General features: G+C 66.9%; 28 protein-coding genes. 4 read left to right on the forward strand and 24 right to left on the reverse strand.

Translation table 11 applies throughout. The annotated features are described in order from the left end of the window. Positions 1-454, forward strand: a 454-nt coding sequence (locus tag VM621_RS03960) for a hypothetical protein (RefSeq protein WP_325467695.1), incomplete at its 5' end; no start/stop codon positions are given. A 792-nt stretch (positions 455-1,246) separates the two neighbouring features. Here VM621_RS03960 and VM621_RS03965 read toward each other — a convergent pair. The 18 genes from VM621_RS03965 to VM621_RS04050 all read right to left on the reverse strand — a co-directional run bounded on the left by VM621_RS03965 (position 1,247) and on the right by VM621_RS04050 (position 18,718). Beyond that, positions 1,247-2,404, reverse strand: a complete 1,158-nt coding sequence (locus VM621_RS03965; protein ID WP_325467696.1) for an isovaleryl-CoA dehydrogenase — start codon at positions 2,402-2,404, stop codon at positions 1,247-1,249. 81 nt (positions 2,405-2,485) lie between these two features. Further along, the gene (yccS, locus tag VM621_RS03970; protein ID WP_325467697.1) at positions 2,486-4,597 is read right to left on the reverse strand and encodes a YccS family putative transporter; all 2,112 of its coding nucleotides are present in this window, start codon (positions 4,595-4,597) and stop codon (positions 2,486-2,488) included. A 201-nt stretch (positions 4,598-4,798) separates the two neighbouring features. After that, complete coding sequence (gene fabG / locus VM621_RS03975; RefSeq protein WP_325467698.1) at positions 4,799-5,527, reverse strand: 3-oxoacyl-ACP reductase FabG; 729 nt, start codon at positions 5,525-5,527, stop codon at positions 4,799-4,801. Further along, positions 5,524-5,997 (reverse strand): hotdog family protein, encoded by a 474-nt coding sequence (locus VM621_RS03980; RefSeq protein ID WP_325467699.1) that lies wholly within the window; start codon positions 5,995-5,997, stop codon positions 5,524-5,526. Before VM621_RS03980 ends, fabG begins: the two co-directional genes overlap by 4 nt. Further along, entirely contained in the window at positions 5,994-7,172 is a 1,179-nt protein-coding gene (locus VM621_RS03985) for a beta-ketoacyl-[acyl-carrier-protein] synthase family protein (RefSeq protein WP_325467700.1), read from the reverse strand. Before VM621_RS03985 ends, VM621_RS03980 begins: the two co-directional genes overlap by 4 nt. Positions 7,173-7,176: 4 nt before the next feature. Beyond that, positions 7,177-7,905 (reverse strand): class I SAM-dependent methyltransferase, encoded by a 729-nt coding sequence (locus VM621_RS03990; RefSeq protein ID WP_325467701.1) that lies wholly within the window; start codon positions 7,903-7,905, stop codon positions 7,177-7,179. Between the two features lie 5 nt (positions 7,906-7,910). After that, on the reverse strand, positions 7,911-8,351 hold the full coding sequence (locus VM621_RS03995) for a thioesterase family protein (RefSeq protein ID WP_325467702.1): 441 nt from the start codon (positions 8,349-8,351) through the stop codon (positions 7,911-7,913). After that, complete coding sequence (locus tag VM621_RS04000; protein ID WP_325467703.1) at positions 8,341-9,297, reverse strand: glycosyl transferase; 957 nt, start codon at positions 9,295-9,297, stop codon at positions 8,341-8,343. Before VM621_RS04000 ends, VM621_RS03995 begins: the two co-directional genes overlap by 11 nt. After that, positions 9,290-10,462, reverse strand: a complete 1,173-nt coding sequence (locus VM621_RS04005; RefSeq protein ID WP_325467704.1) for a hypothetical protein — start codon at positions 10,460-10,462, stop codon at positions 9,290-9,292. The genes VM621_RS04000 and VM621_RS04005 overlap by 8 nt, the downstream gene beginning before the upstream one ends. Next, positions 10,450-10,719: a phosphopantetheine-binding protein gene (locus VM621_RS04010; protein ID WP_325467705.1), complete on the reverse strand. Its 270-nt coding sequence runs from the start codon at positions 10,717-10,719 to the stop codon at positions 10,450-10,452. The genes VM621_RS04005 and VM621_RS04010 overlap by 13 nt, the downstream gene beginning before the upstream one ends. Further along, a complete protein-coding gene (locus VM621_RS04015; protein WP_325467706.1) occupies positions 10,716-11,504 on the reverse strand; it encodes a lysophospholipid acyltransferase family protein in 789 nt (262 codons plus the stop codon). The genes VM621_RS04010 and VM621_RS04015 overlap by 4 nt, the downstream gene beginning before the upstream one ends. Next, entirely contained in the window at positions 11,480-12,214 is a 735-nt protein-coding gene (locus tag VM621_RS04020; protein WP_325467707.1) for a beta-ketoacyl synthase chain length factor, read from the reverse strand. Before VM621_RS04020 ends, VM621_RS04015 begins: the two co-directional genes overlap by 25 nt. Further along, complete coding sequence (locus tag VM621_RS04025) at positions 12,211-13,437, reverse strand: beta-ketoacyl-[acyl-carrier-protein] synthase family protein (RefSeq protein WP_325467708.1); 1,227 nt, start codon at positions 13,435-13,437, stop codon at positions 12,211-12,213. The genes VM621_RS04020 and VM621_RS04025 overlap by 4 nt, the downstream gene beginning before the upstream one ends. Beyond that, the gene (locus VM621_RS04030; RefSeq protein ID WP_325467906.1) at positions 13,434-14,663 is read right to left on the reverse strand and encodes a beta-ketoacyl-ACP synthase; all 1,230 of its coding nucleotides are present in this window, start codon (positions 14,661-14,663) and stop codon (positions 13,434-13,436) included. Before VM621_RS04030 ends, VM621_RS04025 begins: the two co-directional genes overlap by 4 nt. A 32-nt stretch (positions 14,664-14,695) precedes the next feature. Then, a complete protein-coding gene (locus VM621_RS04035) occupies positions 14,696-17,050 on the reverse strand; it encodes an MMPL family transporter (RefSeq protein WP_325467709.1) in 2,355 nt (784 codons plus the stop codon). Further along, positions 17,047-17,655: an outer membrane lipoprotein carrier protein LolA gene (locus tag VM621_RS04040; protein ID WP_325467710.1), complete on the reverse strand. Its 609-nt coding sequence runs from the start codon at positions 17,653-17,655 to the stop codon at positions 17,047-17,049. The genes VM621_RS04035 and VM621_RS04040 overlap by 4 nt, the downstream gene beginning before the upstream one ends. Next, positions 17,655-18,440, reverse strand: coding sequence for a glycosyltransferase family 2 protein (locus VM621_RS04045; protein WP_325467711.1), 786 nt, complete (start codon positions 18,438-18,440; stop codon positions 17,655-17,657). Before VM621_RS04045 ends, VM621_RS04040 begins: the two co-directional genes overlap by 1 nt. An 8-nt stretch (positions 18,441-18,448) precedes the next feature. After that, a complete protein-coding gene (locus VM621_RS04050) occupies positions 18,449-18,718 on the reverse strand; it encodes an acyl carrier protein (protein WP_063572332.1) in 270 nt (89 codons plus the stop codon). Between the two features lie 641 nt (positions 18,719-19,359). Between VM621_RS04050 and VM621_RS04055 the strand changes: the two genes are divergently transcribed. Then, positions 19,360-19,494, forward strand: coding sequence for a hypothetical protein (locus VM621_RS04055; RefSeq protein WP_325467712.1), 135 nt, complete (start codon positions 19,360-19,362; stop codon positions 19,492-19,494). 32 nt (positions 19,495-19,526) lie between these two features. On the opposite strand, the gene VM621_RS04060 is transcribed toward VM621_RS04055, so the two are convergent. The 6 genes from VM621_RS04060 to VM621_RS04085 form a co-directional block, all read right to left on the reverse strand. After that, positions 19,527-19,754, reverse strand: coding sequence for a hypothetical protein (locus VM621_RS04060; protein WP_325467713.1), 228 nt, complete (start codon positions 19,752-19,754; stop codon positions 19,527-19,529). Positions 19,755-19,836: 82 nt separating this feature from the next. Beyond that, positions 19,837-20,046 carry a cold-shock protein gene (locus VM621_RS04065; protein WP_325467907.1) on the reverse strand — a complete coding sequence of 70 codons (210 nt, stop codon included), beginning with the start codon at positions 20,044-20,046 and terminating at the stop codon, positions 19,837-19,839. 198 nt (positions 20,047-20,244) lie between these two features. Beyond that, positions 20,245-20,463: a cold-shock protein gene (locus tag VM621_RS04070; RefSeq protein WP_325467714.1), complete on the reverse strand. Its 219-nt coding sequence runs from the start codon at positions 20,461-20,463 to the stop codon at positions 20,245-20,247. Positions 20,464-20,559: 96 nt separating this feature from the next. Beyond that, positions 20,560-21,933, reverse strand: coding sequence for a hypothetical protein (locus VM621_RS04075; protein WP_325467715.1), 1,374 nt, complete (start codon positions 21,931-21,933; stop codon positions 20,560-20,562). A 139-nt stretch (positions 21,934-22,072) separates the two neighbouring features. Next, positions 22,073-23,176, reverse strand: coding sequence for a Glu/Leu/Phe/Val dehydrogenase dimerization domain-containing protein (locus tag VM621_RS04080; RefSeq protein ID WP_325467716.1), 1,104 nt, complete (start codon positions 23,174-23,176; stop codon positions 22,073-22,075). A gap of 202 nt (positions 23,177-23,378) precedes the next feature. After that, positions 23,379-23,717 (reverse strand): YXWGXW repeat-containing protein, encoded by a 339-nt coding sequence (locus VM621_RS04085; protein ID WP_325467717.1) that lies wholly within the window; start codon positions 23,715-23,717, stop codon positions 23,379-23,381. Between the two features lie 144 nt (positions 23,718-23,861). Between VM621_RS04085 and VM621_RS04090 the strand changes: the two genes are divergently transcribed. Next, complete coding sequence (locus tag VM621_RS04090; protein ID WP_325467718.1) at positions 23,862-24,740, forward strand: alpha/beta hydrolase; 879 nt, start codon at positions 23,862-23,864, stop codon at positions 24,738-24,740. A gap of 34 nt (positions 24,741-24,774) precedes the next feature. Then, positions 24,775-25,272, forward strand: a complete 498-nt coding sequence (locus VM621_RS04095; protein WP_325467719.1) for a DUF2199 domain-containing protein — start codon at positions 24,775-24,777, stop codon at positions 25,270-25,272. Positions 25,273-25,327 lie beyond the last annotated feature (55 nt).

Genomic DNA, 25,327 nt, shown 5'->3' on the forward strand with positions numbered 1-25,327 from the left:
CGCCGCGCGCGAGGCCATGCACCCGGACGACCCCGGCCGGCACATCGCCTCGCCGCATCCGCTCGCGGTCACGAGCCCGCGGGCTACGGTACCCAAGGCGGGCGACGATCCGATCTACGCCGCGATCCGCGGGCAGCTACCGATGGATGTCTCCGACGACAAGGCGGCCGAGGCGGCCTTGCAGGCACGCCGCCTCGGCATCCATCACCCGAACCAGCTCGGCGACATCGATATCGAGGAGCGACGCATCGTCAGCGCCGGCATGTATGGCGGCCCGGTCATCGACTTGTCGATCGACACGCCCGCGCCGCCGAAAGAGGAAAGTCTCGCCCAGGCGACACAGCTCGACCAGCAGGCGGTGGCGATGCAACAGGAGAAGGACATGCAGATGCAAATGCAGATGCAGATGCAGCAGGTGGCCATGCAGCAGTCGGGGCCGGTCATGAGTTTGTAGCGGACACATGGAGAACGTATAAAAAAGGTTCATCGTGGATTACCGGGGACGGGTGCTCGGCATGCCGGGCGTTCGTTCGCACCTCGCCGATGGCTCGCCTTCGGCCTCGCGGGGCTCGGCTTCGCCATCGCTTTGTACACTTGGGCGTTTCGCGGGGAGACCTTGGCGCCCACCCTCGCTGCTCAGACAGGTCCTCCGCGTTCGAGAAGGAAAGGCCGCTAACCGCGGCCCGTGTACCTATTTGGCCTACGGCCGCTCCACTTGTGCGGAACTCGCCTCGAGGGTGGACGCCAAGGTCTCTCACGACGATACGGTTGAGTGCAAGGAGAGCCGGCGCGGGATGCGTCGTCGGCCCCGGCCGCGCCCGGAACATCCGGGCGAAGCGGAAGCGGTTGCTGGTACCCGGTTGCCCAATACCTTCGTCGCGCTTGTGTCGGCGTGCCTGCGGGCGATGCCGCCGCGCGCTTTGGCTCGACCCACGCGAGCCTCACGGTTCGGGAGAGTCTTCGGTGCCCACCCTCGAGGCGAGTTCCGCACAAGTGAGCGGCCGCAGGCCATATAGATACATGGGCCGCGAAGCGGCCTTCCGCACCGAACGCGGAGGACCTGTCTGAGCAGCGAGGGTGGGCACCGAAGGCTCTGCGCCGCCACGTCCGAGCCCGCCGCCGCGGCATCAGCCACTAAGTGAACCGATGCCTTCGGCGTCCCCGAAGGTCCGCGAAGAACCCAAAAAAAGGGCCGCCCCGCCTTCCGGTGGGGGCGACCCCTGTCGCAAAACGCGAGCTGCGCCTGTTATGACTTGCCGTGGAACAGCTCGCGTCCGATAAGCATGCGACGAATTTCGTTGGTGCCTGCACCGATCTCGTAGAGCTTCGCGTCGCGGAGCAGTCGTCCGGCCGGGAACTCGTTGATGTAGCCGTTGCCGCCGAGCGACTGGATCGCCTCGAGGGCGACCTTGACCGCATTGGTCGACGCATTGAGCAGGCACGCGGCCGGATCGATGCGCGACTTCACGCCGTTGTCGAACTGCTGGGCCACCATGTACGCGAAGCCGCGTGACGATTGCAGCGCGGTATACATGTCGGCCACCTTGGCCTGCATCATGCCGAACGTGCCGATAGGCGCGTTGAACTGCTTGCGCTCGCGCACATACGGAAGCACGAGGTCGACCGCGGCCTGCATGATGCCGATCGGGCCGCCGGAGAGCACGAGGCGCTCCGTATCCAGACCACCCATCAGCACGCGCACGCCTTCGTTCACCTCGCCCACGATGTTCTCGGCGGGGATCTCGCAGTTGTCGAACACCAGTTCGCAGGTGTTCGAGCCACGCATGCCGAGTTTGTCGAGCTTCTGTGCGGTGGAGAAGCCCTTCATGCCCTTCTCGACGATGAAGGCGGTCATGCAGCGGCTGCCGGCGGGACGCGGTGCCGTGCGCATGTAGACCAGCAGCACGTCGGCATCGGGGCCGTTGGTGATCCACATCTTCGTGCCGTTGGCGACCCAGACGTCGCCGACCCGTTCGGCATGGCAGCTCATCGAGCCGACCACGTCGGAGCCGGCACCGGGCTCGCTCATCGCCAGCGCGCCGACCCACTCACCGCTGGTGAGTTTGGGCAGGTACTTGCGGCGCTGGGCATCGTTGCCGTTGTGGTAGATGTTCTGCACGCACAGGTTGGAATGCGCGCCGTAGGAGAGGCCGACCGAGGCGGAAGCGCGGGAGATCTCTTCCATGGCCACCATGTGCGCGAGGAAGCCGAGGCCGGAGCCGCCGAATTCCTCGGGTACGGTCACGCCGAGCAGGCCCATGTCGCCGAACTTCCGCCAGAGGTCTTCCGGAAAGACGTTCTCGCGGTCGATACGATCCGCGCGTGGGGCGATTTCCTTCTCGGCGAAGGCGTGGACGCTTTCGCGCAGGAGGTCGAGGTCTTCACCGAGGGAAAACGGGCGCATACGTGCAACTCCGGGGGATACGGGTAAAAAGCTTCCCATCGTAACGCGCCGGAGAACTCAATCCACGGCGCGACGCAGCAATCAGACTGGCGGTAAGGCCGCGATATGGTCGTGAACGCGGACCAGCAGGAGGCATTGTCGCTCCACCAGGCGCACGGCCTCCGGCGCCTCCGCGACGCGGACCGACGTCCCGACCAGCAGGGTCGGCGTGCCCAGCGGTGGGGCCGGGGAGCCGACCCGCACATGTTCGGCAAGCGCATCCAGGCCGTGGGCGATCCGGGTGGCCAGCTCACCCACCGCGGTCGCGTCGTCCGGGGCCAGGGCCTGGCGGTGGGCGCCGAGTGTGGAAAGATGCGCCAATCCGGCTTGGAGGGCGGTGAGCAGGCGCAGGGCGCGCTCGCCGCGCGCGCGCGGATGGCCGGGTTCGGCGAGCAGCTCGTTCACGTTGCCGGCCACGGCCGCCTGCGCGGCGTGCGCGTCGCGGCGGGCGATGCGGTAGGGCAGGTCATCGGTTTTGCCACTGCGGTACTGCGCGGCGATGCGTTGCAGGTAGCGTCCATAGGCGAGCAAGGCGTCGGCGACGACATCCTCGAGGCGGCGCACGCGCCAGTCGGGCAGGACGAAGCGGATCGCGACGGCGGCGACGACCGCACCCAGCAAGGTATCGAGCAGCCGCGGACCGATCGCGTCGTACCCGGCGCCGACACGGTCGAAGCAGAGCAGGACGAACAGCGTGATCACGGCGGTCGCCAGCGCATAGCGGCGCAGACGGAAGGCGAAGAAGCCGGCGCCGGTGGCGACCAGCACGGGCAGGCGCCAGTCACCGCCCGGTAGCAGGCGAAGCATGGCCCAGCCGACCACCAGGCCTGCCGTGGTGCCGACCACGCGCTGGATCAGGCGACGGCGCGTGCTGCCGTAGCTCGGCTGGCAGACGAAGAGCGTGGTCAGCAGGATCCAGTAACCGTGGGAGGGATGCAGGGCAAGCATGAGCAGGTAGCCGGCAAGCATGCCGGTGGCCAGGCGCACGGCATGGCGGAAATGCATCGAACGTCGGTTGAGGCGCAGGCGGACACGGGCGATGGCGTCTCTAAGCGACGACGGCTCGTTGCCTTGCAGCGAGGTGTCCATGTCCTGCGGCAGGCTGCCTTCGTCCTCGATGCCGGCCTGAAGACGTTCCATGTTGGCCATCAGGGCGGAGAGCGCGTCGTCGATGGCTTCCTCCGGCGGGTCGCTGCGGCGGCGATACGCGATGGCCTCGCGCAGGTCGTCCAGGGCGGCGCGCGGCAACGCGATGGCGCTGAGCGGGGCGATGCGCCGGATGGCGTCGGCGCGTTCGCGACAGGCGACGGCCTGCAGGCGCAACAGGCGGCCGAATCGAAACATCAGGTCGCTGTGGTAGAGCGCGTCGGCGAGCTCGTCGTAGGGATAATGCGAGGAACTGATGCGCTCGTGGATGTCCTGCGCGACGAAGAACATCGCCAGGCGCGCCGCACTGCGTCCGCGTGGTTGGCGTCGGCCGATGCGGTCGATCAGTGCCGTGCGCGCGCCGGTCAGGGCCTCGACAGTGCGCAGGTTGCGCTTGGAGAAGTCGATGTCGAGCGCGGCGCGGTCCAGGCCATGGACGGGTTCGAACAGCGCGGCCTTGGCTTCGATGAGCGCGGCGAGCGATTCGAACAGCCGTGCCAGCGAGTGACGTACCGCACGTTGCGGCGCAAGCGCGCTCCAGAGCAGCGAGAGCAGGCCATACCATGCGGCACCGACGAGGATCGCCAGCGTGCCCTCGTAACCGGTACCGGCGGGCGCGGCGTCGGCGGCGATCATCGTATAGACCGAGAGGATCAGCGTCGCCGTGGCGATGGTGGCGTAACGTCCGCTGGCCGCGCCGAGCATCACGAGGAGGAAGGTGCCCAGGGGCAGGGCGACGGCGAAGAGGATGGGCTGGCCGATCAGGGCCCGTACGCCGGCAGCGGCTGCCGCGAAGCACAGCAGGGTGACCACCAGCCCACGGAGGCGGCCGCGCCATGCATCGTCGGTTTCGGCCAGGGCGCAGGCGATGGCGCCGAGCAGGGCGGGAACGATGGCGCTGGCCGGACCGACGAGCGTGCACCAGGCGGTAATGCCCGCCAGCGCGAGGACGGTGCGCAGCACGTCGGCGAAGCGGTCGGATTCGGCGAGGTGGCGTAGGGAAGGCATGCGCGTACTTTACCGGTCCTGCGTTGGGGCACCGAAGCTATCGCCGATGAATCGGCTCCCACAAGGGCATTGCGGATGAATCGGCTCCCACAAGGGCATCGCCGATGAATCGGCTCCCACAAGAGCCGGCTCCCACAAGGGTATTGCCGATGAATCGGCTCCTGCCGAGCGGGTGGTCTGTGCGGATCCAGCGATGCGGTTTCAGCAGAGCCCGCCGTTCACCGCCAGCACCTGCCGCGTGATGTATGCCGCCTCCGGGCTGATGAGGAAACGCACGGCGGCCGCCACCTCGTCCGGCGTGCCGGTGCGCTCCATGGGGATGACCTTCACGATCTGCTCCACCGGCACCTCGGGGTCGAGCATGTCGGTGTCGATCAGGCCGGGTGCCACGCAGTTCACCGTGATCTTGCGCTTGGCCAGTTCTACGGCGAGCGCCTTCGCGGCACCGATGACGCCGGCCTTGGACGCACTGTAGTTCACCTGCCCGCGGTTGCCGATGATGCCCGAGACCGAGGTGATACAGACGATGCGCCCGGGCTTGCGGCGGCGGATCATCGGCATCACCAACGGATGCAGCACGTTGTAGAAGCCGTCGAGGTTGGTTCGCAGCACCTGGTCCCAGTCCTCCGAGGTGAGTCCTGGAAAAGCACCGTCGCGGGTGAGGCCCGCGTTGCAGACCACCCCGTAGTACGCGCCATGCTCGGCCACGTCGGCTTCGAGCGCCGCGGCCGATGCGCCACGATCGGCGATATCGAACTGCATGACGCGTGCCGCCCGCCCCTTGGCGACGATCTCGGCGACGACGGCCTCGGCTTCCTCGCGCCGGGAGCGACAATGCACGACGATGTCGTAGCCGGCATCGGCGAGATTCAGCGCGATGGCGCGACCGATGCCGCGGCTGGAGCCGGTGACGAGGACGGTATCGTTCATGGTGCGGTTCCCTTGGAATCGAGTGTGTTGCGTGGATCGAGGAAAGGCGTGGGGTCCGGCGGACTGAACACGGTCAGCCGCGCTTCGGCATGGGCACCCTGGGTATCCACGCGACAGCTGAAAGAGCCCATGCCGTCTTTGTCATGGAAGGTTCGCAGCGCTTCGATCACGAGTTTCGCACCGGGCGGAAACCTGTCCGCATCGACACGATAGCTACGCGTGCCCAGCAGGAACCCCGGGCGGATCGCACCGCCGCCGGCGAGTACCTGGCAGCCGTTCCATGCGGCGATGGCCTGCGCCATCAGCTCGATGCCGGCCCAGCCGGGCAGTCCATCGGCTTCGACGAACGCATCGCCCTTGCGGACGATCCGCTCGCAGACGATTCGGTCGGTGTCCCATTCGAGGACGCGATCGAGCAGGATCATGCGGCCTGCGTGTGGAAGCAGTGCGTCGATAGGCCACGGCGTCATGCGGTGTGTGCCAGGATCAGGCTCGCGTTGTTGCCGCCGAACGCGAACGAATTGCTCATGAGGTAACGACGGCCGGGTGGCAGGCGGCTGTCATGGTCGGTGAAAGCCAGCGGCGGCAGCGATGGATCGGCTTCACCGTCCCATACGTGCGGCGGCAGACGGCGCTCGGGGTCGGTCAGCGCCAGCCAGCAAAATGCCGCCTCCAGCGCGCCGGCGGCGCCGAGCGTGTGTCCGGTGAGCGCCTTGGTCGAGGAGCAGGGCACGGGGCGGCCGAAGGTCGCGTCGACGGCGCGGCTTTCCATGGCGTCGTTGTGTTCGGTGGCGGTGCCGTGCAGGTTCACGTAGTCGATCATGCCCGCATCCAGGCCCGCCGACGACAGGGCACGTGCCATGGCATCGCTGGCGCCACGCCCTTCCGGGTGCGGCGAGGACATATGGTGAGCGTCGGAGCTCGCGCCACCGCCGAGAAAGACCACGGGAGCCGCTTCGCGTGTCATCAGGAACAGGGCGGCGGCTTCGCCGATGTTGATGCCGTCGCGTCGCCGCGAAAAAGGCTCGCAGCGCGCATCGGCCGTGGCTTCGAGGGCGTGGAAGCCGTTCGTCGCCAGGCGGCACAGGCTGTCCGCACCGCCACAGATAACGGCGTCGCAGAGGTCCGACTTCAACAGCCGTTGCGCACTGAGAAGGGCGCGCGCGCCGGACGTGCAGGCGGTCGAGATCCCGTAGGCCGGACCGGCGATGCCGAGCCATTCGGCAAGGAAGGCCGCCGGTGCGCCCAGCTCCTGGTCGGCGTAGCGGTAGTCGGCCGGCCAGCTGCCGGTCCGCCCGCGCGTGGCGATGCTGCGCGTCGCTTCCTCGATCCCCGTGGTGCTGGTGCCGATGACGATGCCGACGCGTCCGGCACCGAAGCGTGAGATGGCGTCGCGCAGTTCCGCTTCGATCTCCCGTGCGGCCAGCATCAGCAGGCGGTTGTTGCGTGTGTCCCGATGCGACAGCTCGGCCGACATCGCGGGCAAGGGGGCGGTCACATGGCCCACCGTCTGTGTCTGCCCGGGTACCCAGCCTTCGAGGTCGTGCAGGCCGTGCGTGGCCGCGCCGAACATCGCTTCCGCCACCGTGTGCTTGCCGGCGCCAAGCGAGCAGACCACGCCGAGAGCATTCAGATAGGTCGTCATGCGATCAGCCCGGTTTCCGCGCGGCTACGTTGACCAACGTTTCCTCACGCTTGCCGACCGGCGGTGCGGCCTTGATGCCCCAGCGCTCGAGCAGGCCGAAGTCTTTCGCACGGCTCCACCACAGGTAGGGCAGGGAAACCTGCGTATCGGTGAACACGAAGCCGCGCTCTCGCAGCATGGCGAGGTATTCGTCGGCGCTCTTCTGCACGTGCATCGGGTGCCGGAAGAACCAGCGGATCACCCAGGAATCGATGTACGCCTTGGTGGATTCGGCGAACAACAGCAGGCCGCCCGGCTTGAGCACGCGCCAGAATTCGTCCAGCGCGCGTTCCTGTTCGACCAGATGGTGGAAGGTCTGGTGGCAGAAGACGATGTCCACGCTGGCATCGGCCAGGTCGATGCGTGCGCAATCGCTGGCGAAGAGGTCCACCGCGATGCCCTCGCGTTCGGCTTCGGCACGGGAGAGGTCGATACTGTGCGGATCGGCATCGAGACCGAGCATGCGCGCGGGAGCGAACACATCGCGAAGATAGCGGAACGAGCGACCCTGGCCGCAGCCGACGTCGAGCAACGTACCACCCTGCGGCGAGGGCTCGCCGGCGAGCCGCTTGAGGTCGTTGATCGCCACGCGCAGGACATGGTGCTGCCAGGTGTGGGTGCGCAGGAAGACGAAACCGATCCGGGTTTCCTCGACATAAGTGGCACTGGCGTACTTCATCGGTGAGGCGTCCATGGCGATCAGGGCGACGGTCGACGCGCCAGCTGGCGCTCGATGTCGTCGATGAAAACGGAGGGTGAGACCAGCTGCATCTCGCCGTCGGCGAGGCGGACCGCTACCTGGATGGTGCTGGCGCGGGTCAGTCGCTCGCCGCTCGCGGCGTCGCTGAGGGTGTAATGGATCTTAAGCCGGTTCTGCCATTCGACCAGTTCGGCACGAACGCACAGTTTCTGGCCGAAACGGGCGGCACGCGCGTAGCGCAGCTGAAGGTCGATGATCGGCCATGCGTAGCCGGTGTCCTTCATGCGCACGTAGTCGTGCCCGAGTGCTTCCAGCAAGGCGCAGCGTGCGACCTCGAGATACTTGACGTAGTGCCCATGCCAGACCACCTCCATGGAATCGACATCGAAGAAAGGAACGGTCAGTTCGGTGTCGACGGCGAATACACCGTTAGCGCGCATCGTGGGCTCCGTTCGTACCGTGCCAGTACGCGTGAAAATTGAACCATTGCAAAGGGGCGGCGAGGCAATGCCGCCCGAGCCACTCGGCGTAACGCGACACCGCGGCGCCGATCGTGGCCTCGCGCGTCGACCGCTCCCATGTGGAGGCGTCGTCGAAACGGCGCAGGTGGATCGTGTAGCGCCCGGCGCGCTTGATACAGCAGACCAGGTTGACCGGACAGCGCAACATCGCGGCCATCAGCCAGGGTCCTTGCGGGAACGCGGCCGGGGCGCCAAGGAAATCGGCGTTCATGCTGCGGCCTCCGTGCTGGGGCACCCGGTCGCCGGCGATGGCCACCCATTCGCCGCGCTCGAGGCGCTGCGACAGATCCATCATCGTCGCCGTGTCGAGATCGCCCACATGCATCAGGCGCAGGCGGCGGTCGCCCGATTCGCCAAGCAGGCGGTTGAAGTGTGCCGCGTTGGGAAGGTGCATCAGAACATTCAGTGGCACACCCTCGCCGATCTCGGCCATGGCGCGGCAGACGTCCAGGTTGCCCAGGTGCGTACAGACCAGCAACTGCCCGCGGGAGCCCGAGCGGAGCGACTCGCGCACACCGTCGGGATCGTCCATGTCCACCGAGGACAGGCGCAGCTTGCCGCGCCAGACGTCGAAGCGATCGAGCATGCAATCGCCGAAGGCGAGGTACTGGGCCAGCACCGGCCGCCTGGGCGGGAACAGGTCCGTGCGGCCGCTCCACAGAGCCAGCCGTCGCTGGTAGTCGGCCACGATGTGTCGCGTGCCGCGGCCGGTGACGAAGAAATACAGCACGATGAGGTAGATCACCGGCGCGACGGGACGCCGGCCCAGCAGGCGTACGGCAACCGATGTGAGCTTGAGGCCGAGAAAGCTCCCACGCTCTTTTCGTGCCGCCCAGTGCGCGGCCCCATTGGCGGACTCAGGCATCGACGCCTTCCAGGCGAAGGTGGGCGGACGAGTAATGCGCATCGCCGGTGCGATAGGCGAAGTGCAGCCGGCCACGCGCCGCGTCGTAACGTAGCGTGAGCTCCACACGGTCGCCGGGACGCAGCAGGCGCTGGAACTTGAGCGCGTCCATGCCGCGGCACGTCGTGGGTGTGCCCAGTCGGGGCGCCGCGAAGGCGAGCGCCCAGCCGATCTGCACCACGCCCGGCAGCACCGGCGCATCGGGGAAGTGGTCCGCGAAACAGGCCAGGTCCAGCGGCAGCTCCAGCTCGATGACGTGTGTATCGCCGTCCAGCCGTTCGCCGAGCACGCGCGCCGCGGTGGGCAGGGGCGCCTGCAGGAGCCCGTCGACCTGCTTCGCTTCCGGCAGGATGTCGACGAAGCGCCAGACCATGGGGGTCGACAGCGCATCGTCGCCGGCCGCCTGTTGGCCGAGTTCGTTGATGAGACCCGTTCGGCCGTGGCGAAGCAGCGCCGTGCGCCCGGCCGGCGTGAGCGCGACGACCATGCCGGGCCCCAGCTTCCCTGCATAGCCGCCCGCCGCGTCGGCGACCCAGGGGTGCGAGTGCAGGCGCTGGGCCGCGTCGTCCATCGGTGCCTTGTTGATCCGGCGTCGCAGGCGCTGCCGCAGTATCCACTCGCCGACGAAGAGCACGCCCATCACCGAATAGGCGAGGATGCCGTTGTAGAAGGTCCACCACGACAGCGGGCCCCACTTGGCGAGCAAGGCCGACACCGTGCCGTTGAGGAAGAAGAACACCACCCAAAGCCAGGTGACCTTGCGGGTGTAGCGCACGGCCACCGGTGGCAGGTCGGGCTCGGTGACGCGCGCGATGCGCTCGATCATCGGCGGGCCGAATCTCAGGCTGAGACCGAAGGCGGCGAACAGCAGCGCGCAGATCAGGCTGGGGTACCAGCGCAGCAGGTCGTCCTCGCCACCGAAGGCGAGTACCGCGCAATAGACCAGCGTGACCCCCAGCATCCAGCGGCCGCCGGGCTGGCGCCACAGCGCTGGCGCGCGCACCAGCCAGAGGCCGCCGAGAATCAAGCCGAAGATCGGCGTGGAAACACGGTCCATGCCGAAGTAGACGATGAAGGGATAGAGCACGCCGACCAGCAGCAGTGCCATGTCGCTCAGTTTGCGCATGGGGCCCGGTTCGCTTCGACGTAATGGGCGAGGCTGAGCACCGTCTCGAAGTGGCGCCGCGCGTCGCGGGAGTCCGAGGCGATCTTCAGTCCGTAGCGCGTCTGCAGCGCGAGCGCCAGTTCCAGCGCATCGACCGAGTCCAGCCCCAGGCCCTGGCCGAACAGGGGCTGGTCCACGGCGATATCGTCCACTTTCAGGTGGTCGAGGGCGAGCGTTTCGATGATGAGGCCGGCGATGTCGCGTTCGAGGTCGTTCATGCCTTGAGTTCCCTGGCGTACAGTTGATGAAGGTGTTCGTTGAGCCGACGCGAAGCTATCGGCGCGGGCGCGCGCTCACTGAAGTCCGCCACGGCGATATCGTCGCCGACGCGAATGCGCATCCGCACGCGTCGGTTCGGCACGCTGTACCACGGCTCGGCCTTGGTCAGGGTGGTCGGCACCACGGTGATGAAGACGGGGGTGACGATACGCGCGCCGCGCACCGCGATGGCCGCGGCGCCGCGATGGAAGACCGGATCCATGCCGGGTGTCGTGCGTGTGCCTTCCGGAAAGACGATCAGCGTCTGCCCTTCACGGAGCACCTCGGCGGCACGCTCGAGCATGTCGGCACTGCCGTCGTTGCTGATGTACCCGGCCGCGGTGACCGGACCGCGCATGCACGGGTTCTTCCACAGGCTGTGCTTGACCACGCAGTTGGCTTCGGGCACGTGGCCGATCAGATAGACCACGTCGATCAGCGAGGGATGGTTGGCCACGATCATCTGGCCGGGCTGGCCAAGGCGCTCCACGCCGTCGAAGCGAATGTCGACGGTGCCGGTGCGATACATGAACTGCGAGTGCAGCCAGAAGGCGCGACCCACCGTGCGTCGCGCCCGACGCCGGCGTACGGGTTCCGGGCCCGGCCAGGCCAGCACGATGGGCAGCACGGCCACTCGCAGCACGATGCCGCCGATGCCGAACAGGGCGAAGCTCAGGGCGGTGCAGACGAAGCGCCATACCCAGAAATCGCGGCGGCGGGTCACGGAATCGGCTGCCAGGTCCATCGTCGTGTCTTCCACGGGTGGTCGAGGGTCGCGCCATCGTGCAGCGCGCGGACGAAATGCAGGGCGTGCGGGCCGGCGGCCGGCGGCGCCGCTTCCGTATTACCACGAAGCGATAGCCGCCAGCGCGGACCGGTCGCCATGCCGTCGGCGCGGGAAACGCGCAGGGCGACGGCATAGGAAAAGGGTACGTCGTCGATCCAGCCGTCGTACGCCTCCGCCGGGCGCTCCTCGGCGACGACGACGATCACCGACTCGGCACCGTCGCCAAGCAGGGCGACGGCCTCGACGATCGCGTGTTCGAAGGTGTCGGCTTCCCCGGCGATCGCCACCGATTCGCCGCGCTGGTCGCGCAGGATCGACCACTGGCCGGCAATGGCGTTGTGTACGGACAGGCCGAACTGCGTGGGCGACAGCGGTGCTTCGCGACCGATCTCGTCCAGCATGGCAAAGGTCCGCGTGGTCTCGCCGTGTCGCGAGGCATAAACGAAGGGGAGTTGCTCGTCGTCCGCACACATCGGCCATGCGGTGTGCATGACGATGCGGGCGAGGCGGCTGAGGCGGCGGCGCTGCATCGGCGCGACGAAGTCGCAAGCCGGCTGTTCGCCGGCATCGTCTGGCTGGTGCGGCGCGGTCGCCCAGTCGGCCCAGTCGGCCGGTTGCTCGATGCCGGGCGCCCATGCGGACCAGCGTTCGATGGCCAGCTCGATCATGCGACCGCCCCGGCGTACCGGCGGAAGACCAGGGCGGCACAACTGCCACCGAAGCCGAACGTGTTCGACATGACGCTGTCGACCGCCATCGCGAGCTCGCCGTCGATCAGCGGCGCGTCGGCAAAGGCGGGATCGCGATTCGCCGGCGTCGCACCGCCGAGCAGTACGCCGTTCTCCATCATCGCGATGGACGCGATAGCGTCGAGCGCGCCGGCCGCGGCCGGCGCATGACCGGTCAGGCCCTTGATCGAGGACATCGGCGGCACGGCGTGTCCACGCTCGCCGAACACCTGCGCCAACGCGTGCCATTCGGCCAGGTCGCCATGCACGGTGGCACACGCGTGGGTGTTCACGTAATCGGGAATCAGCCCGGCCAGATCGATCGCCTGGTGCATCGCTTCCGCCATGCCGCCCGCCTCGGGACTGACCATGCCGTCGGGATCCGAGGCGGCACCATAGCCGATCAGCTCGGCGAGGATGCGTGCGCCGCGCGCTTGCGCATGCTCGAGCGATTCCAGCACGAGCACGCCGGCCCCGCCGCCGAGCACGATGCCGTCGCGATCCGCATCGTAAGGGCAGGCCACGCGCTCCCCGGCCACGCTCGTCGTCGACAGGGCGTTCATCACGTCGAAGCACATGGCCGCCTTGTCGTGCAATTCCTCGGCGCCGCCGCAGACCACGATGTCCTGCCGGCCCAGCTGGATCAGTTCCATGGCCTGGCCGATGGCATGCGTCGCACTGGTGCAGGCCGAGCTGATAGTGAAGCCACGGCCGCCGAAGCCGAACGCGTGAGTGAGCGTCGCGGCTACCGCGCTGCCCATGCTGCGCGGCACGATGAAGGGCGACAGGCGCGAGATCCCGCGCGCGTGGAACATGTCCAGCCCGGCCTCGTATTCGGACAGGGCGGCCGAGGCACCCATGAGGATGCCGACATCGCGTTCGCGGATGCGCGCCTCGTCCAGTCCGGCTTCCTCGAGCGCTTCGCGGGTCGCATGCCAGGCGTACTCGGCTGCCTGCGGGAAATAGCGACGGAGCTTGCGCGGAGGCGGTTCGAGATCGCCGAGGTCCGCAGGCGCGGCGACGCGACAACGCATACCCAGCGCGGTGAAGTCGGGCATGTCGCGGAAGCCCGCGCGCCCCGTGCGCAGACCTTCGAACAACGCGTGGCGGTCGGAACCGAGACAGGACACGGCACCCATACCGGTGACGACGACCCGCCTCATCCGCCGTAGGCCTTGAAGATCAGCGAGGTGTTGATGCCGCCGAACGCGAAGTTGTTGTTCATCACGTGAGCGGTACGGATCTCGCGCCCCTGGCCGGTGAGGTAATCCAGCGGCGCGCATTCGGGGTCCGGCGTGTCGAGATTGATCGTCGGCGCGAACCAGCCGCCGCGCATCATCTCTATGGCCCACCAGGCCTCCAGTGCGCCACAGGCGCCAAGCGTATGGCCCACGTAGCTCTTCATCGAACTGATCGGCACGCCGCTGCCGAGCACATCCGCCGTGGCATGGCTTTCGGCGACATCGCCGCGATCGGTCGCGGTGCCGTGCGCGCTCACGTAGCCGATGGCCGTGGGTGGCAGGTCGGCATCGGCGAGCGCCATGCGCATGGCGGCAGCCATCGTCTCGCGGGTGGGCTGGGTGATGTGCTGGCCGTCGGAGTTGGTGCCGAAGCCGACGATTTCCGCGTAGATGCGTGCGCCGCGTGCGACCGCGTGCTCGTACTCCTCGAGAATCAGCGTCGTCGCGCCCTCGCCGACGACGAGGCCATCGCGTCCGGCATCGAACGGGCGCGGCGTGACTCGCGGGGTGTCGTTGCGCGTGCTGGTGGCGAAGAGGGTGTCGAACACGGCCGCACCGGGGCCGGACAGTTCTTCGGCACCGCCGCATACCATCAGGGTCTGCTTGCCGTGCTGGATGGCCTCGTAGCCGTAGCCGATGGCCTGGCTACCGGAAGTGCAGGCGCTGGACGTGGTGATGATGCGTCCCTTCAGGCCGAAGAACACGCCGACGTTGACCGCCGTCGTGTGCGCCATCATCTGGATATAGCTGGTTGCGGTCACGCCTTGCATGGAGCCGGTTTCCAGCATGCGCCCGATGGTCTTCGCCGGCTCGATGCTGCCGCCCGACGAGCCATACGCCACGCCCATGCGGCCGTCGGTGATCTCGGCGTGGCCAAGCAGGCCGGCGTCGTCGAGTGCACGTTCGCTTGCGGCGACGGCGAGTTGGGCCACGCGGCCCATGGAGCGCACGTGTTTGCGCGACCAGGTGGAGGGCAGGGTGAAGTCGTCGACGGGGCAGCCGAGGCGACCGTTCAGCGCATCGAAGTAATCCCATTCGTGCATTCGGCGCACGGCGTTGCGGAACTCGCGCAGGCGCGCTTCGATCGTGGCCCAGTCGTGGCCGAGCGGCGTGATGCCGCCGATGCCTGTGACGACGACGCGTTTCATCGCGCGACCTCCGGTGACGTGTGCTGCGTTGTTCATGCGGTTCGGTTCTTCGGTGCGGGGACGCTCACCGGCGCGAGCAGCGCGGTGAAGCCGATCCCGAGGAGCAGGGTAAGGCCAAAGTGTCGCAAGGCCGGCGTCGTGCTGAGCGCGAGCAGGCCGAAGGAGAGCAGGGCGGTTACCGCCGAAAGCAGCACACCCGCGTAGGCCGCGCCGGGGATATGGGCGACATGGGGTTCGCCTTCACGCAGGAAGACGGCGTAATTCGCGCCGACACCGAGTACCAGCATCAGGGCCATGACGTGAAACAGTGTCAGCGGCTCGCCGAGGTAACCCAGGGCGGCCACGCTCAGCACGATGCCCGCGGCCGGCGGCAACAGGACGCGCCAGGCCGCGCGAGCGCCGTAACGCCACAGGAAAGCGAGACCGACCAGGGCGAGCGCACCGCCCAGCCAGCCATCCGCATAACCGCGATAGCGACCGAAAAGTGCCGTGATGCTCGCCGGCTTGTCGACCAACGTAACCCCAGGCAGGCCATCGGACGCGGTACGCAGCAGGTCGACATCGTCCTGGCCCTGCGGCACGACGATGCTGCCGACGCCGTGTGCGCCACCACTCATCCATAGATAGCGGAACGGGGTGTACGCCGGCATGGCCAGCCAGTCGTCCAGGGTGAAAGCGCGCCCCGGCCATGCGGCGACGAAGCCGGCACCGCCTTCCGCACGGAAGCCGGCCTGACCCATCCAGGCGCTCATGCGTTCGCGTGGCGAGAACAGCGGTGTCAGCGCCGCGAGGTTCGCGGCCTGGCGATGCGCCGAAGGCAGCATGGCGCTGATCCCGGTCCAGCCGCCGAGTCTGCCGTCGCTCACCCAGGTCTGCAGCCGGTCGGTCAGTGCTTCTTCGCGCTGGAGCACATCCTCGGCGTTGGCGCCTTCGACCAGCCAGAACTGGCTGCCGCCGCCGAAGCCGGCGACGTCGCGGATCGTCGCGGTCTGCGCTTCGAGGGCTTTCGGCGGGGCAATGAGCAGATGGATATCGTCGTCGTGGCCCAGGCGGAGCCAGCCCGGAACGGCGACGACACAAAGCGCGGCCACCCCGAACAACGCGCGGCGCCCCGAGGCGATGCGCTGCCAGCCCAGGGCGAGACGAACGAGGGCTGGCGACAGCGGCGCGCGTGCGGGTTTCTGCGCCAGGGCGGGCAGCAGCCAGAACACGCTGGCACAGGCGATCGCCATGCCGGCGATCGCAAACACGGCCATCTGTCGTAGCGCCGGAAAGGGCACGATGGCAAGCAGCGTATAGCCGAGCAGGGAGGTAGCCAGCGCGAGCAGCAGCGCCGGACGGACCTGGCGTACGCCGCGCTCGGCGTTCCATTGCGCACCCGCATTCGCACGCGCGCACAGGTACTGGATCGAGTAATCGACCGCTTCACCGAGCAAGGCCGCGCCGAACACCAGGGTCAGCAGATGCAACTGGCCGAAGACGAGCACGGTCGTGGCGATCGCGCCGATGACGCCCAGGGCCGTGGAAACGAAGGCGATAAGCAGCGGCCGAAGCGAGCGAAACACCAGCAGCAGCAATAGCGCGATGCCGACGGTCGAGGCGATGCCGACGACATGCGTATCGTGCTCGGCGGCAGCGCGGGCTGAGGCGGCGTAGAAGATCGCCCCGGTGCGCAACAACGTCGTGCCCGGGTGCCTGGCGAGCATCGCGCTCTCCGCACGCTCCAGCGTGGCCAGCGCCCGACGCTGCACGAGGTCGTCGTACGAGGAACCCTCGAGCGTGGCGACGACCAGCACATAGCTGCCATCGTCGCGGTGCGCGGTGAGCAGGTCGTCCTCGGGCACCAGCGCCGAGCGATTCCACGGCTGGCGGTCCAGCCAGTGCTGCATCCAACCGAAGGGGTCGTCGGTGAGCTTCGCGCCGACATTGGCACCGAAGGGCTGGTTGAGTCGGCGCTTCAGCGCATCCACTGGATCGAAGCCCGGGGTGGTCAGCGCGGCCCGGTCTTCCGGCGTCAGCAGGTGAAAACGGAACGGCAGGAAGGGCGTGACCAGCTGGTCGAGATCGAACGGCGGCAACTCCGCGATCACCGAGGCAAAGACGGGATCGGCCTGCAGCGCCTTGCCGAGCTCCCTGGCTGCCGCTTTCGCGGCGTCATCGTCCTCGTTGTGGACGAGCAGCACCATCCGATCGCCGCTGGCCCGGGCGAGCCGCTCGACGGCTTCCTCGGCCAACGGATGGCGCTCGGTCGCGGGCAGCAGGGTGAGAACATCGGTTTGCAGCGGCGAGGTGCCGCGACCGAAGAGCAGCCAGGCGCATAGAAGGCAGACGACCAGCGACGCGATTGCGAACAGGCCAGCGCGTTGCGCGGTCGAGAACGCCTTCATGGAATGCCGAGCACCTTGGCTTCGACGAGCGTGAGCGAGCCGGCATCGCGCGTATTGGCGAAGGTGATCACGGTGCGCTCGCCGTTGGCCAGGCTTACTTCGATCGACTGGAGGAAGTCGTCGCCCTTGAGCGTGATGCCGGCGAGCACTTTCGCCACGCGCGCCTGTCGCGGTACGAAGTGCAGGGTCCAGCGTGCCGGTGTGCCCTCGGCGTCGATCGTGAATTGCCGCGTGGCATCGTCCGACTTGCCGGCGAGCAACGACTGCAGCATCCCGTAAACCTGGCCGACGCCACGATTGCCGTCGCGCACACGGTCGAGCGTGCCCTGCGCATTCAACCGCGAGGTGTTACCTGCGGCGAACACCAGGGTGTCTTCGAAGGGATCTCGCGTGTGCCAGACCATGCCGTGTCCGATCACGAAGAGCAGGTCGCCATGGCTCAGCTGCGGCTCCGCCAGCGCCGGATTCTCACGGCTCTGGGTGAACTCGGCGCGCACGTGTGGGTGCCTGGCGAGATGGCCGAGCACCTCGTCGGTAAGCGTGGGCGATTGCGCTTGCGCGGCGAACGCGCAGAGCAGGGCGAGGAATGCGATAAGGCGGCGCATCAGGGGTTCCCGCGGTTGAACTTGCGAAGGAGAAGGCGCGGCGCACGCGGCAGCATGCCCAGCAGCAGGCGCGTATGCATCGCGGTGATACGCGCGTTGTCGCGCCACATGCGGAAATGCGACAGGCCGTTCTCCGGATAAATCACCCGCGTGGGCAGGTTACGCACGGGCACGCCGCGCCAGAAGAGGCGAACGGCGATCTCGGTGTCGAAGTCCATGCGGGTCGGCAAGGGCTTGCGCGCGATCTCGGCGCGCGTCGCGTCGAGCGGGTAGAGCCGGAAGCCGCACATCGAGTCCTGGATGTCGAACGACAAGGTCTCGGCCCAGACGCAGGCATGGGTGAGGTAGCGCCCGTAGAGGCGGGCACGCGGCACGGAGTCGTCGTAAATCGGGCGCCCGCAGATCATCGCGTCCGGCGCGGCTCGCGCCTCGTCGAGAAAGCGCGGCACGTCGGCGGTGTCGTGCTGGCCATCCGCGTCGATCTGCAGGACATGGCTATAGCCGGCCTCATGGGCGGCAAGGAAGCCGGCGCTGAGCGCGGCACCTTTGCCGCCATTGGCGGGCAGGCGGATCAGGCGGAGGTCGCTGCGGCCGTCGACCAGCGCATCGAGGACCGCACGTGTCGGCGCATCCGAGCCGTCGTCCACGATCAGCACAGGCAGCCCATGCCTGGCGAGTGCGTTGGCGGTCGCGGCGATGGTCGTTCCATGGTTGTAGATCGGAACGACAGCGCAGGGCGCGAAGGTTCGCACCGCGGTGTCGCGGGGACCGAGCCTGCCCGCCATCGGTCCGCTCAGCGGGCGACGAGGGTCTGCACGGTGGCGACCACATCGCCCACGGTGCGCACGCTCTTGAAGTCTTCGGGCTTGATCCGGGTGCCGGTCATGTCCTGCACCTGGATGGCCAGATCGATGGCGTCGATGGAGTCCAGCTCCAGATCGGTGAACAGGTTGGCCTCCGGGGTGACCTTGGCAGGGTCGATCTCGAAGGTCTCATGCAGAACGGAGCGCAGACGCGCGAGCACGTCGTCGAAGGTGAAGGTTTCGGCTGGGATCGCGCTCATAAGCTCGGTAAGTCCATTTCATCCCCGGACGGACACGGTCGCCCCAGGCACAAGGGCAGCCACGCCGTCATCGAGGCGACGAAAGTCGTGTTCGGAAAGGTCTGGTTTGTTGCCGCCGCGAACGGCGTCCCCCTTGACCCAAAAGCTCCATGTAGGCAAAGCCTTACAAGATAGCCCGGGGTGATCGAAGTGTAGCAGATTGTCGCAGGGGGAGGGACCTGCGGCGGGGCTTGCGGTCGCCCTTGCGGTAACTCCGGTCGGACCCCTGTCGGACCCCTGCCGGACCCCTGTGGAAGCCCTGTGGGACCCCTGTGGGAGCCGCTTCAGCGGCGATAGGTACTAGCCGAAAGCCGGCCCGCTGCCGCGGGATCGCCGCTGAAGCGGCTCCCACAAGGGCACCGGCAGCGCCGCGCCCCCGGACAGACCTGCCACCCCGGACAGACCCGCGCCCCGGACAGACCCGCCCCCGGGCAGACCCGCCCCCGGACGCCGCGCACATCGTCCGCGGACACGCGCCGGCACGGCGGTTCCCAGGCGGAAACCGCATGGGAATGCGCCCTGCAGGAGATTTCGGCGGTTGGCACGCCCGATGCAACGGTAATCACGACCCCGCTTCATTCATCGTCACCAGGAGAACGACCATGAAATTCGAGACCGCCATGCTGAAAGGCTTCTTCGTCGCCGGCGTTCTGATCTGCCTGCTGAGCCTGGGCGCCATGATCGCCTCGCCCACGCCAGCCGTGGCCGCCGCGCAGATGATCGCCGCGGCGCGTTGATCGATGGCCGGCGCGACGACGACCGTCCAGCGTCACTCCGGCTCGATCAGACGCACGTTGGTCGCGTACAGGGGGCCGTCGACGCCCTCACCAAGATCGAACGATACCCGGTCGCCTGCCTTGAGCGATCGCCGGGGATAGGGCAGGCGGATCGTCTCGCGAAGGTCGGCCCTGGCTTCCGCTTCGAAGCAGGCGCGTGGCCACGTCGGTACGACGCTCGTGTCGATCGCCCAAGATTTGCGTTGTTCGTGCTTTTTCATTCGCATCCTCCAACAGTCCTGTGACGGATGAGAATGGAGCGCGCATCACGGCGCGCTCCACAGCAGGCTCGTTCGCTGCGATTCAGGCCTTCTGGACCTTTTCCGCCTGCGGTCCCTTTTGCCCTTGAGTGACGGTGAATGTGACCTTGTCGCCCTCGTTGAGCGACTTGAAGCCACTACCCTCGATCGATCTGAAGTGAACGAATACGTCGGGGCCATTCTCGCGCTCGATGAAGCCGAATCCCTTGGCATCATTGAACCATTTGACCTTCCCGTTCTCGCGATCCGACATGACATTTTCCTCTGCATGATCTTTGGGGCGATCGCGCATCCATGGCCTCGAAGCCGCCGGACGTATCGCCGAATGCATCATAAGTCCGTGGTCACCGCCCCGAACGCCTTGTGTCCCGACCAAACGTCGTAGGCGCAAGAGCGAAAAAAACCGGCGGATCAACGCAGCGGATCTCCTCTTGCCGGCTTCGCGTAGTGCTTAGGAAGACGCGATTTTTGCCACATTGCGAGCGGCGGAGCCTTTCGCGGTTTTCTCGATCTCGAAGGAAACCCGGTCTCCCTCCTTCAACGCTTTGTCGCCGGTTCCCTGGATGTCGCTCGACACCACGATGGCATCTTCTCCTCCGTCATCGGGGGCAACAACGCCAAAACCCTTTGTCACGTTGAACCACTTTACGGTTCCCTGCTGCATTCCCATGGTTGCTTTTGCTCCTTGCGTGGGTGAATAGGATGACGGAGTCCTCGCGATGACGACGAGTAGCGATGACAGACCGCCATGCCGCGTCCTTGAACGTTAAAGCGCGGTGGGTGCCGACCGCACGCGCATGACTACTCCCGCACTCTTCCACGGGGTAGTGGTATCGATGATCTGCCCCGAAAGAAGAATCCCTCCGGAGCGCTGCAAGGCGAAGCCCCGCGCAATCTCTTTGGGCGAGCCAAGAACGATGTATGCAAAGCCATGGTCGCCGAACGATTCATCCGGTATCCCAGCGGGTGAGTACCGCCCAACCAGGAAGCCACGTGCCGACCCACCGCCTAGCGAGCCGGCGACGAGGAGATTGCCTGCTTGATCGAACGCGCCTGTCGTCAGCCGCGATTGTCCAAGGCGATCGGGAGTGGAGATGGGCTTTCCGTCGCCAAAGCCCGGATTCGGGTGGCCGTTGGCGTCGATGCCGACGACGAATCCGTAGTCGCGGAAGCTTCCGTTACCCGAGCCAATCGCGTTTGTGCCTATGCCAATAAAGCCGCCGTCGCCGCTCGCGAGCAGCTGTTCGAGCCATGGGCGACTGACGGCCGGATCGGCCTCTTCAGGTAGGTGGTATGTGCCATTGGTTCCAAATGGCCCATCGATATCGCCGCTGGGAAGGAATCGGCGTACGAGCGCCTGCGATGCGTTGTTGCCGCCAAGCACGAACTTCTGCCCCTGAAGGACGGCATGATGAACGTTATCGTCCCGGCCGCCCGGAAACGACACGGGCTGGGTGCCTTCCTCGCCGAAGGAAGCGTCCATCTGCCCATTCTCGAGCAACCGCACGATCAAGGCGTCGACCTTCCCATCTCTGCGAAGCCTGCGGGCCACTACAGTGATCTTGCGGTCGGGCATGGGAATGACGGTGGCATGGATAAGAACATGGTTTGCGACGTCGATGTCGAGGTATCGCGTGCCACCCTCGCCGAACGATGCGTCGAGCGAGCCATCGGCATTGAACTTCGCAAGGAACGGTTCCTGGGCTGCGCCTGTGAGCGGTGGGCCGAGACTGCAGTGCAAGAGGATCTTGCCGTCCGGCAGAAGGAAGGGTTGAAGGCCTCTTGCCCCGATGGCGACTTCCGTGGAGGGCAGGTGCGGTTCGAACGGTGTGCCGGCGGCCGGTGGCAGCACGGTTGATGAACCGATTTCGATTGTCCCGCCGCGGCCTTCATAGACAGCGTATCCATTCACTCCGAAGGTGTCGTCGATTTGCCCGTCTGGGTGAAGCCTGGCAAGACCGAATTTCGAACCGATAGAAATATTGGCGCCGGGAACTGACAAGGCGACGAGGATGTACCCATCATCCCCCGTCGCCATGTTGTACGCATGGGTGATCGCGTTGCCGGATCTCAGGGTGACCTTGCCGTTGTCGCCGAACGAGGGGTCGAGCATGCCTGCTTTGACGGTTTGCGCATCCATGTCCATGTCCTTTTTCCGTTGAGACATGAATCTAGACGACGCACCGCGTCGCGGAATAGGCCTTTGGGTACCGGAAGAAATAAGAAAAAAGCCGCCGGATCAATCCGGCGGCTTTCCTGTTGCCCAATACGCGTAGCGATTACTGGCCGCGCATACGACCCTGGAAACGGGGCGCGCCGTTGCCCATGTGGGGCAGGCGGATCTTGCCGATCGCGCTGATGCGCTCTTCGGCCATGCGGTCCGCGGCCTTGTAGGTCGGGATGTTGTCGCGCGCGGAGATCTCGAAGATGCGACCGACGTTGTAGTAGATCGTGCGCATCATGCGCATGGCGCGCTCGCGGTTGTAGCCGTCGATTTCGAGCGAGACATTCATCACGCCGCCGGCGTTGACGGCGTAGTCCGGTGCGTAGATCACGCCGCGGCGGGCGAGTTCGTCGCCGATCGCGTCGGTAGCCAGCTGGTTGTTCGCCGCACCGCAGATGATCTTCGCCTTGATCCGGTCGATGGTCTGCTCGTTGATCGTACCGCCCAGCGCGCAGGGGCTGTAGACGTCGGCATCGACATCGTAGATCTCGTCGAGGCCGACGGCTTCGCAGCCCAGTTCGTCGACGCAGCGCTGCACGGCATCCTTGTTGATGTCGGTGACGAACACCTTGGCGCCCTGCTCGCGGAGCAGCTTGATGAACTCGCTGCCCACATGGCCGCAGCCCTGCACGGCGTAGCTGTACTTGCCCACGTCTTCGTTGCCGTGCTTGGTCTGCAGCGCGGCCATCAGGCCCTGCAGCGTACCGAAGGCGGTGAACGGCGAAGGATCGCCCGAGCCGCCGTGGACCTGGTGTACGCCGGTGACGTACTCGGTTTCGCGGTAGACGTATTCCATGTCGTTGACGTCGATACCGACGTCCTCGGCGGTGATGTAGCGACCGTTGAGCGAATTGACGAAGCGGCCGAAGGCGCGGAACAGCGCTTCGGACTTGTCCTTGGAGGGATCGCCGATGATGACGGCCTTGCCGCCGCCCAGGTTCAGGCCGGCCACCGCGTTCTTGTAGGTCATGCCGCGCGACAGGCGGAGCACGTCGTTCACGGCGTCCTGCTCGGTCTTGTACGGCCACATGCGCAGGCCGCCCAGCGACGGGCCAAGCACCGTGTTGTGGATCGCGATGATGGCCTTCAGGCCGGCGTCTTTGTTATGGCAGAAGACGACTTCTTCGTGGCCCGTGTTGGCGATGGTTTCGAAAATCATCGAACGCAAACTCCAGTTACAAGCGGCAGCAGCACCGCGCTTCTAGGTGAAGACCCGTGATGGGGATCACGAGTCGATAATGACCGTCCAAAAAAATCGCCCCGGCCGGTGGGCGGGGGCGAGATGTCGTGTCAGTTGCCTAGTTTAAACCGTTGTTGGCGTCCGTGTGGGTGCGCCGCAGCAACCGGCGTCACCGGACGGGTCAGCGGTGCCAGTGCGGGTCGCGGACCCAGGTCTCACGCTCGATGCGATAGCCGCGGCCGTAAGGACGCCAGACCGGCGGGCGGTACACGTAGCCAGGACGGAAGGCGTTCCAGCGTCCGCCGACCCAGACGTAGCGGCCACCGTACCAGTTCCAGTAGCCCGGGGCCCAGACGTAGCCGGAGCGCGGCGGCGGGACGCGCTCGAAGCGCGGCGGCGGCGGGCGCATGGTTACGACCTCGACATATTCCCGCGCGGCGGCTGGCGGGGTGTAGCTGGCAGCACCCGCGGCCAAGCCAAGGGCCGCCAGGGCAACGAGTTTGCGGGTCAGGGTCGTCATGGTGTCTCTCTCCTCCTCGGACGTCCGCGGTTGCGGATTCGTGCGCCAGAACGCGGTTTCCTTGCGCCGGGTTGACCCACCCTCCGAACTAGTGTTCAGCTTCGTGAAAGCTCGCCCATCCCCTCGGTTCACCGGTTCCCTCTCATGAAGCCACCCCGCCGCTTTGGCGTGCGCACCGTCGCGACCCTGCTCGGCATCCGCTTCGCCTACCGTTTCGGCAGTCGGCTTGCCCCGGCCCGGACAGTGGCCCACGCGGCCCGGCTTTTCCAGACGCCACTACCGAGCAGCCGCCAACGGGCGGCCCATGCGCAGGCGACCATGTCCGCGCGCAAGGAAAGGGTGGACGTCGCCGGCGAGTCCATCGTCACCTATGTCTGGGGCGATCCGTCCACGCAACCTTATGTGCTGCTGGCGCACGGCTGGTCGAGCATGGGCCTGCGTTGGGAAAGCTGGGCGCCGCCGCTTCTCGCCCGGGGCTGGGCCGCGGTGTCTTTCGACCAGCCGGGGCACGGGCAGAGCGGCGGTACGCTGTGCACCCTGCCGGATTTCGCCCGCACGGTCGCGGCCATCGGCCGCCACTACGGCGATGCGGAAGGCGTGATCGCGCATTCGCTGGGCGGTGCCGCGGTCACGCTGGCGCTGGGCGAGGGCTGGAGCGCGAAGCGCGTGGTCCTCATTGCCCCGGCGGCAGACCCGATGGCGGCGACTCGCCGCTTCGCCCGCTTCGTGCGCTTGAGTGAACATCTACGTGAACCCTTGCATCGCGCGCTCGCCGCACGGACCGGCGTGTCGATCGAGGCGCTCCATGTGGGCAGGCATGCGCCGCAGCGTACGCAGCCGGCGCTGATCGTCCACGACGAGTCCGATCGCGACGTGCCGGTGGAGGAGGGCGAGCTGTACGCACGCCTCTGGCCGGGTGCCGTCCTGCTGAAGACGCGGCGCCTGGGCCATCGCCGCATCGTCGACGATGAAGGCGTCATGACGATGGCGATCGCCTTTCTCGGTGGGGCGGAGGTCAGCTGAGCTACCATCGGCGTCTACCTCACGGAGCGGTCCCATGACAGCTACCTGCGCGATCTGTGGAGCGACGCACGAGGAAGACGAGCTGGAACTCAGCTACGGCCGGCCCGATGCCATTTTCGACATGCCCAACGACGAACGCTCGCTCGACGTCTACGAGAGCGACGATGCCTGCGTGATCGACGACGAACGTTTCTTCCTGCGCGCGACCCTGCCGCTACCGGTGCAGGGCCGCAAGGACGACTATCACATCGGCGTCTGGGTCGAGATCAGCGAGGAACACTTCCATCGCGTCGGCGATCTCTGGGACGACCCCGAACAGGCGGCGGAGCCGCCGATGCCCGCCACCCTGGCCAATGAAATCCGTCACCACGAGGGCAGCCTGGGCGAGCGCGTGCTCATGCAGCTGACCGGCCCGAATACGCGTCCACAGGTGTTCATCGTGGATCCGGAACTGCCGTTGGGACACGAACAACGGGCGGGGATCACCACCCACCGGGCAAGCACGTACTCGGCGGGATTGGCCAAGGCATAGGACATCGGCTTCGCTGCACCGCACCAGAGCCCGCACGGCCTCCGGCGTTAGAATT

This window comes from Luteibacter sp. (genome assembly GCF_035539195.1).
GTDB lineage: Bacteria > Pseudomonadota > Gammaproteobacteria > Xanthomonadales > Rhodanobacteraceae > Luteibacter.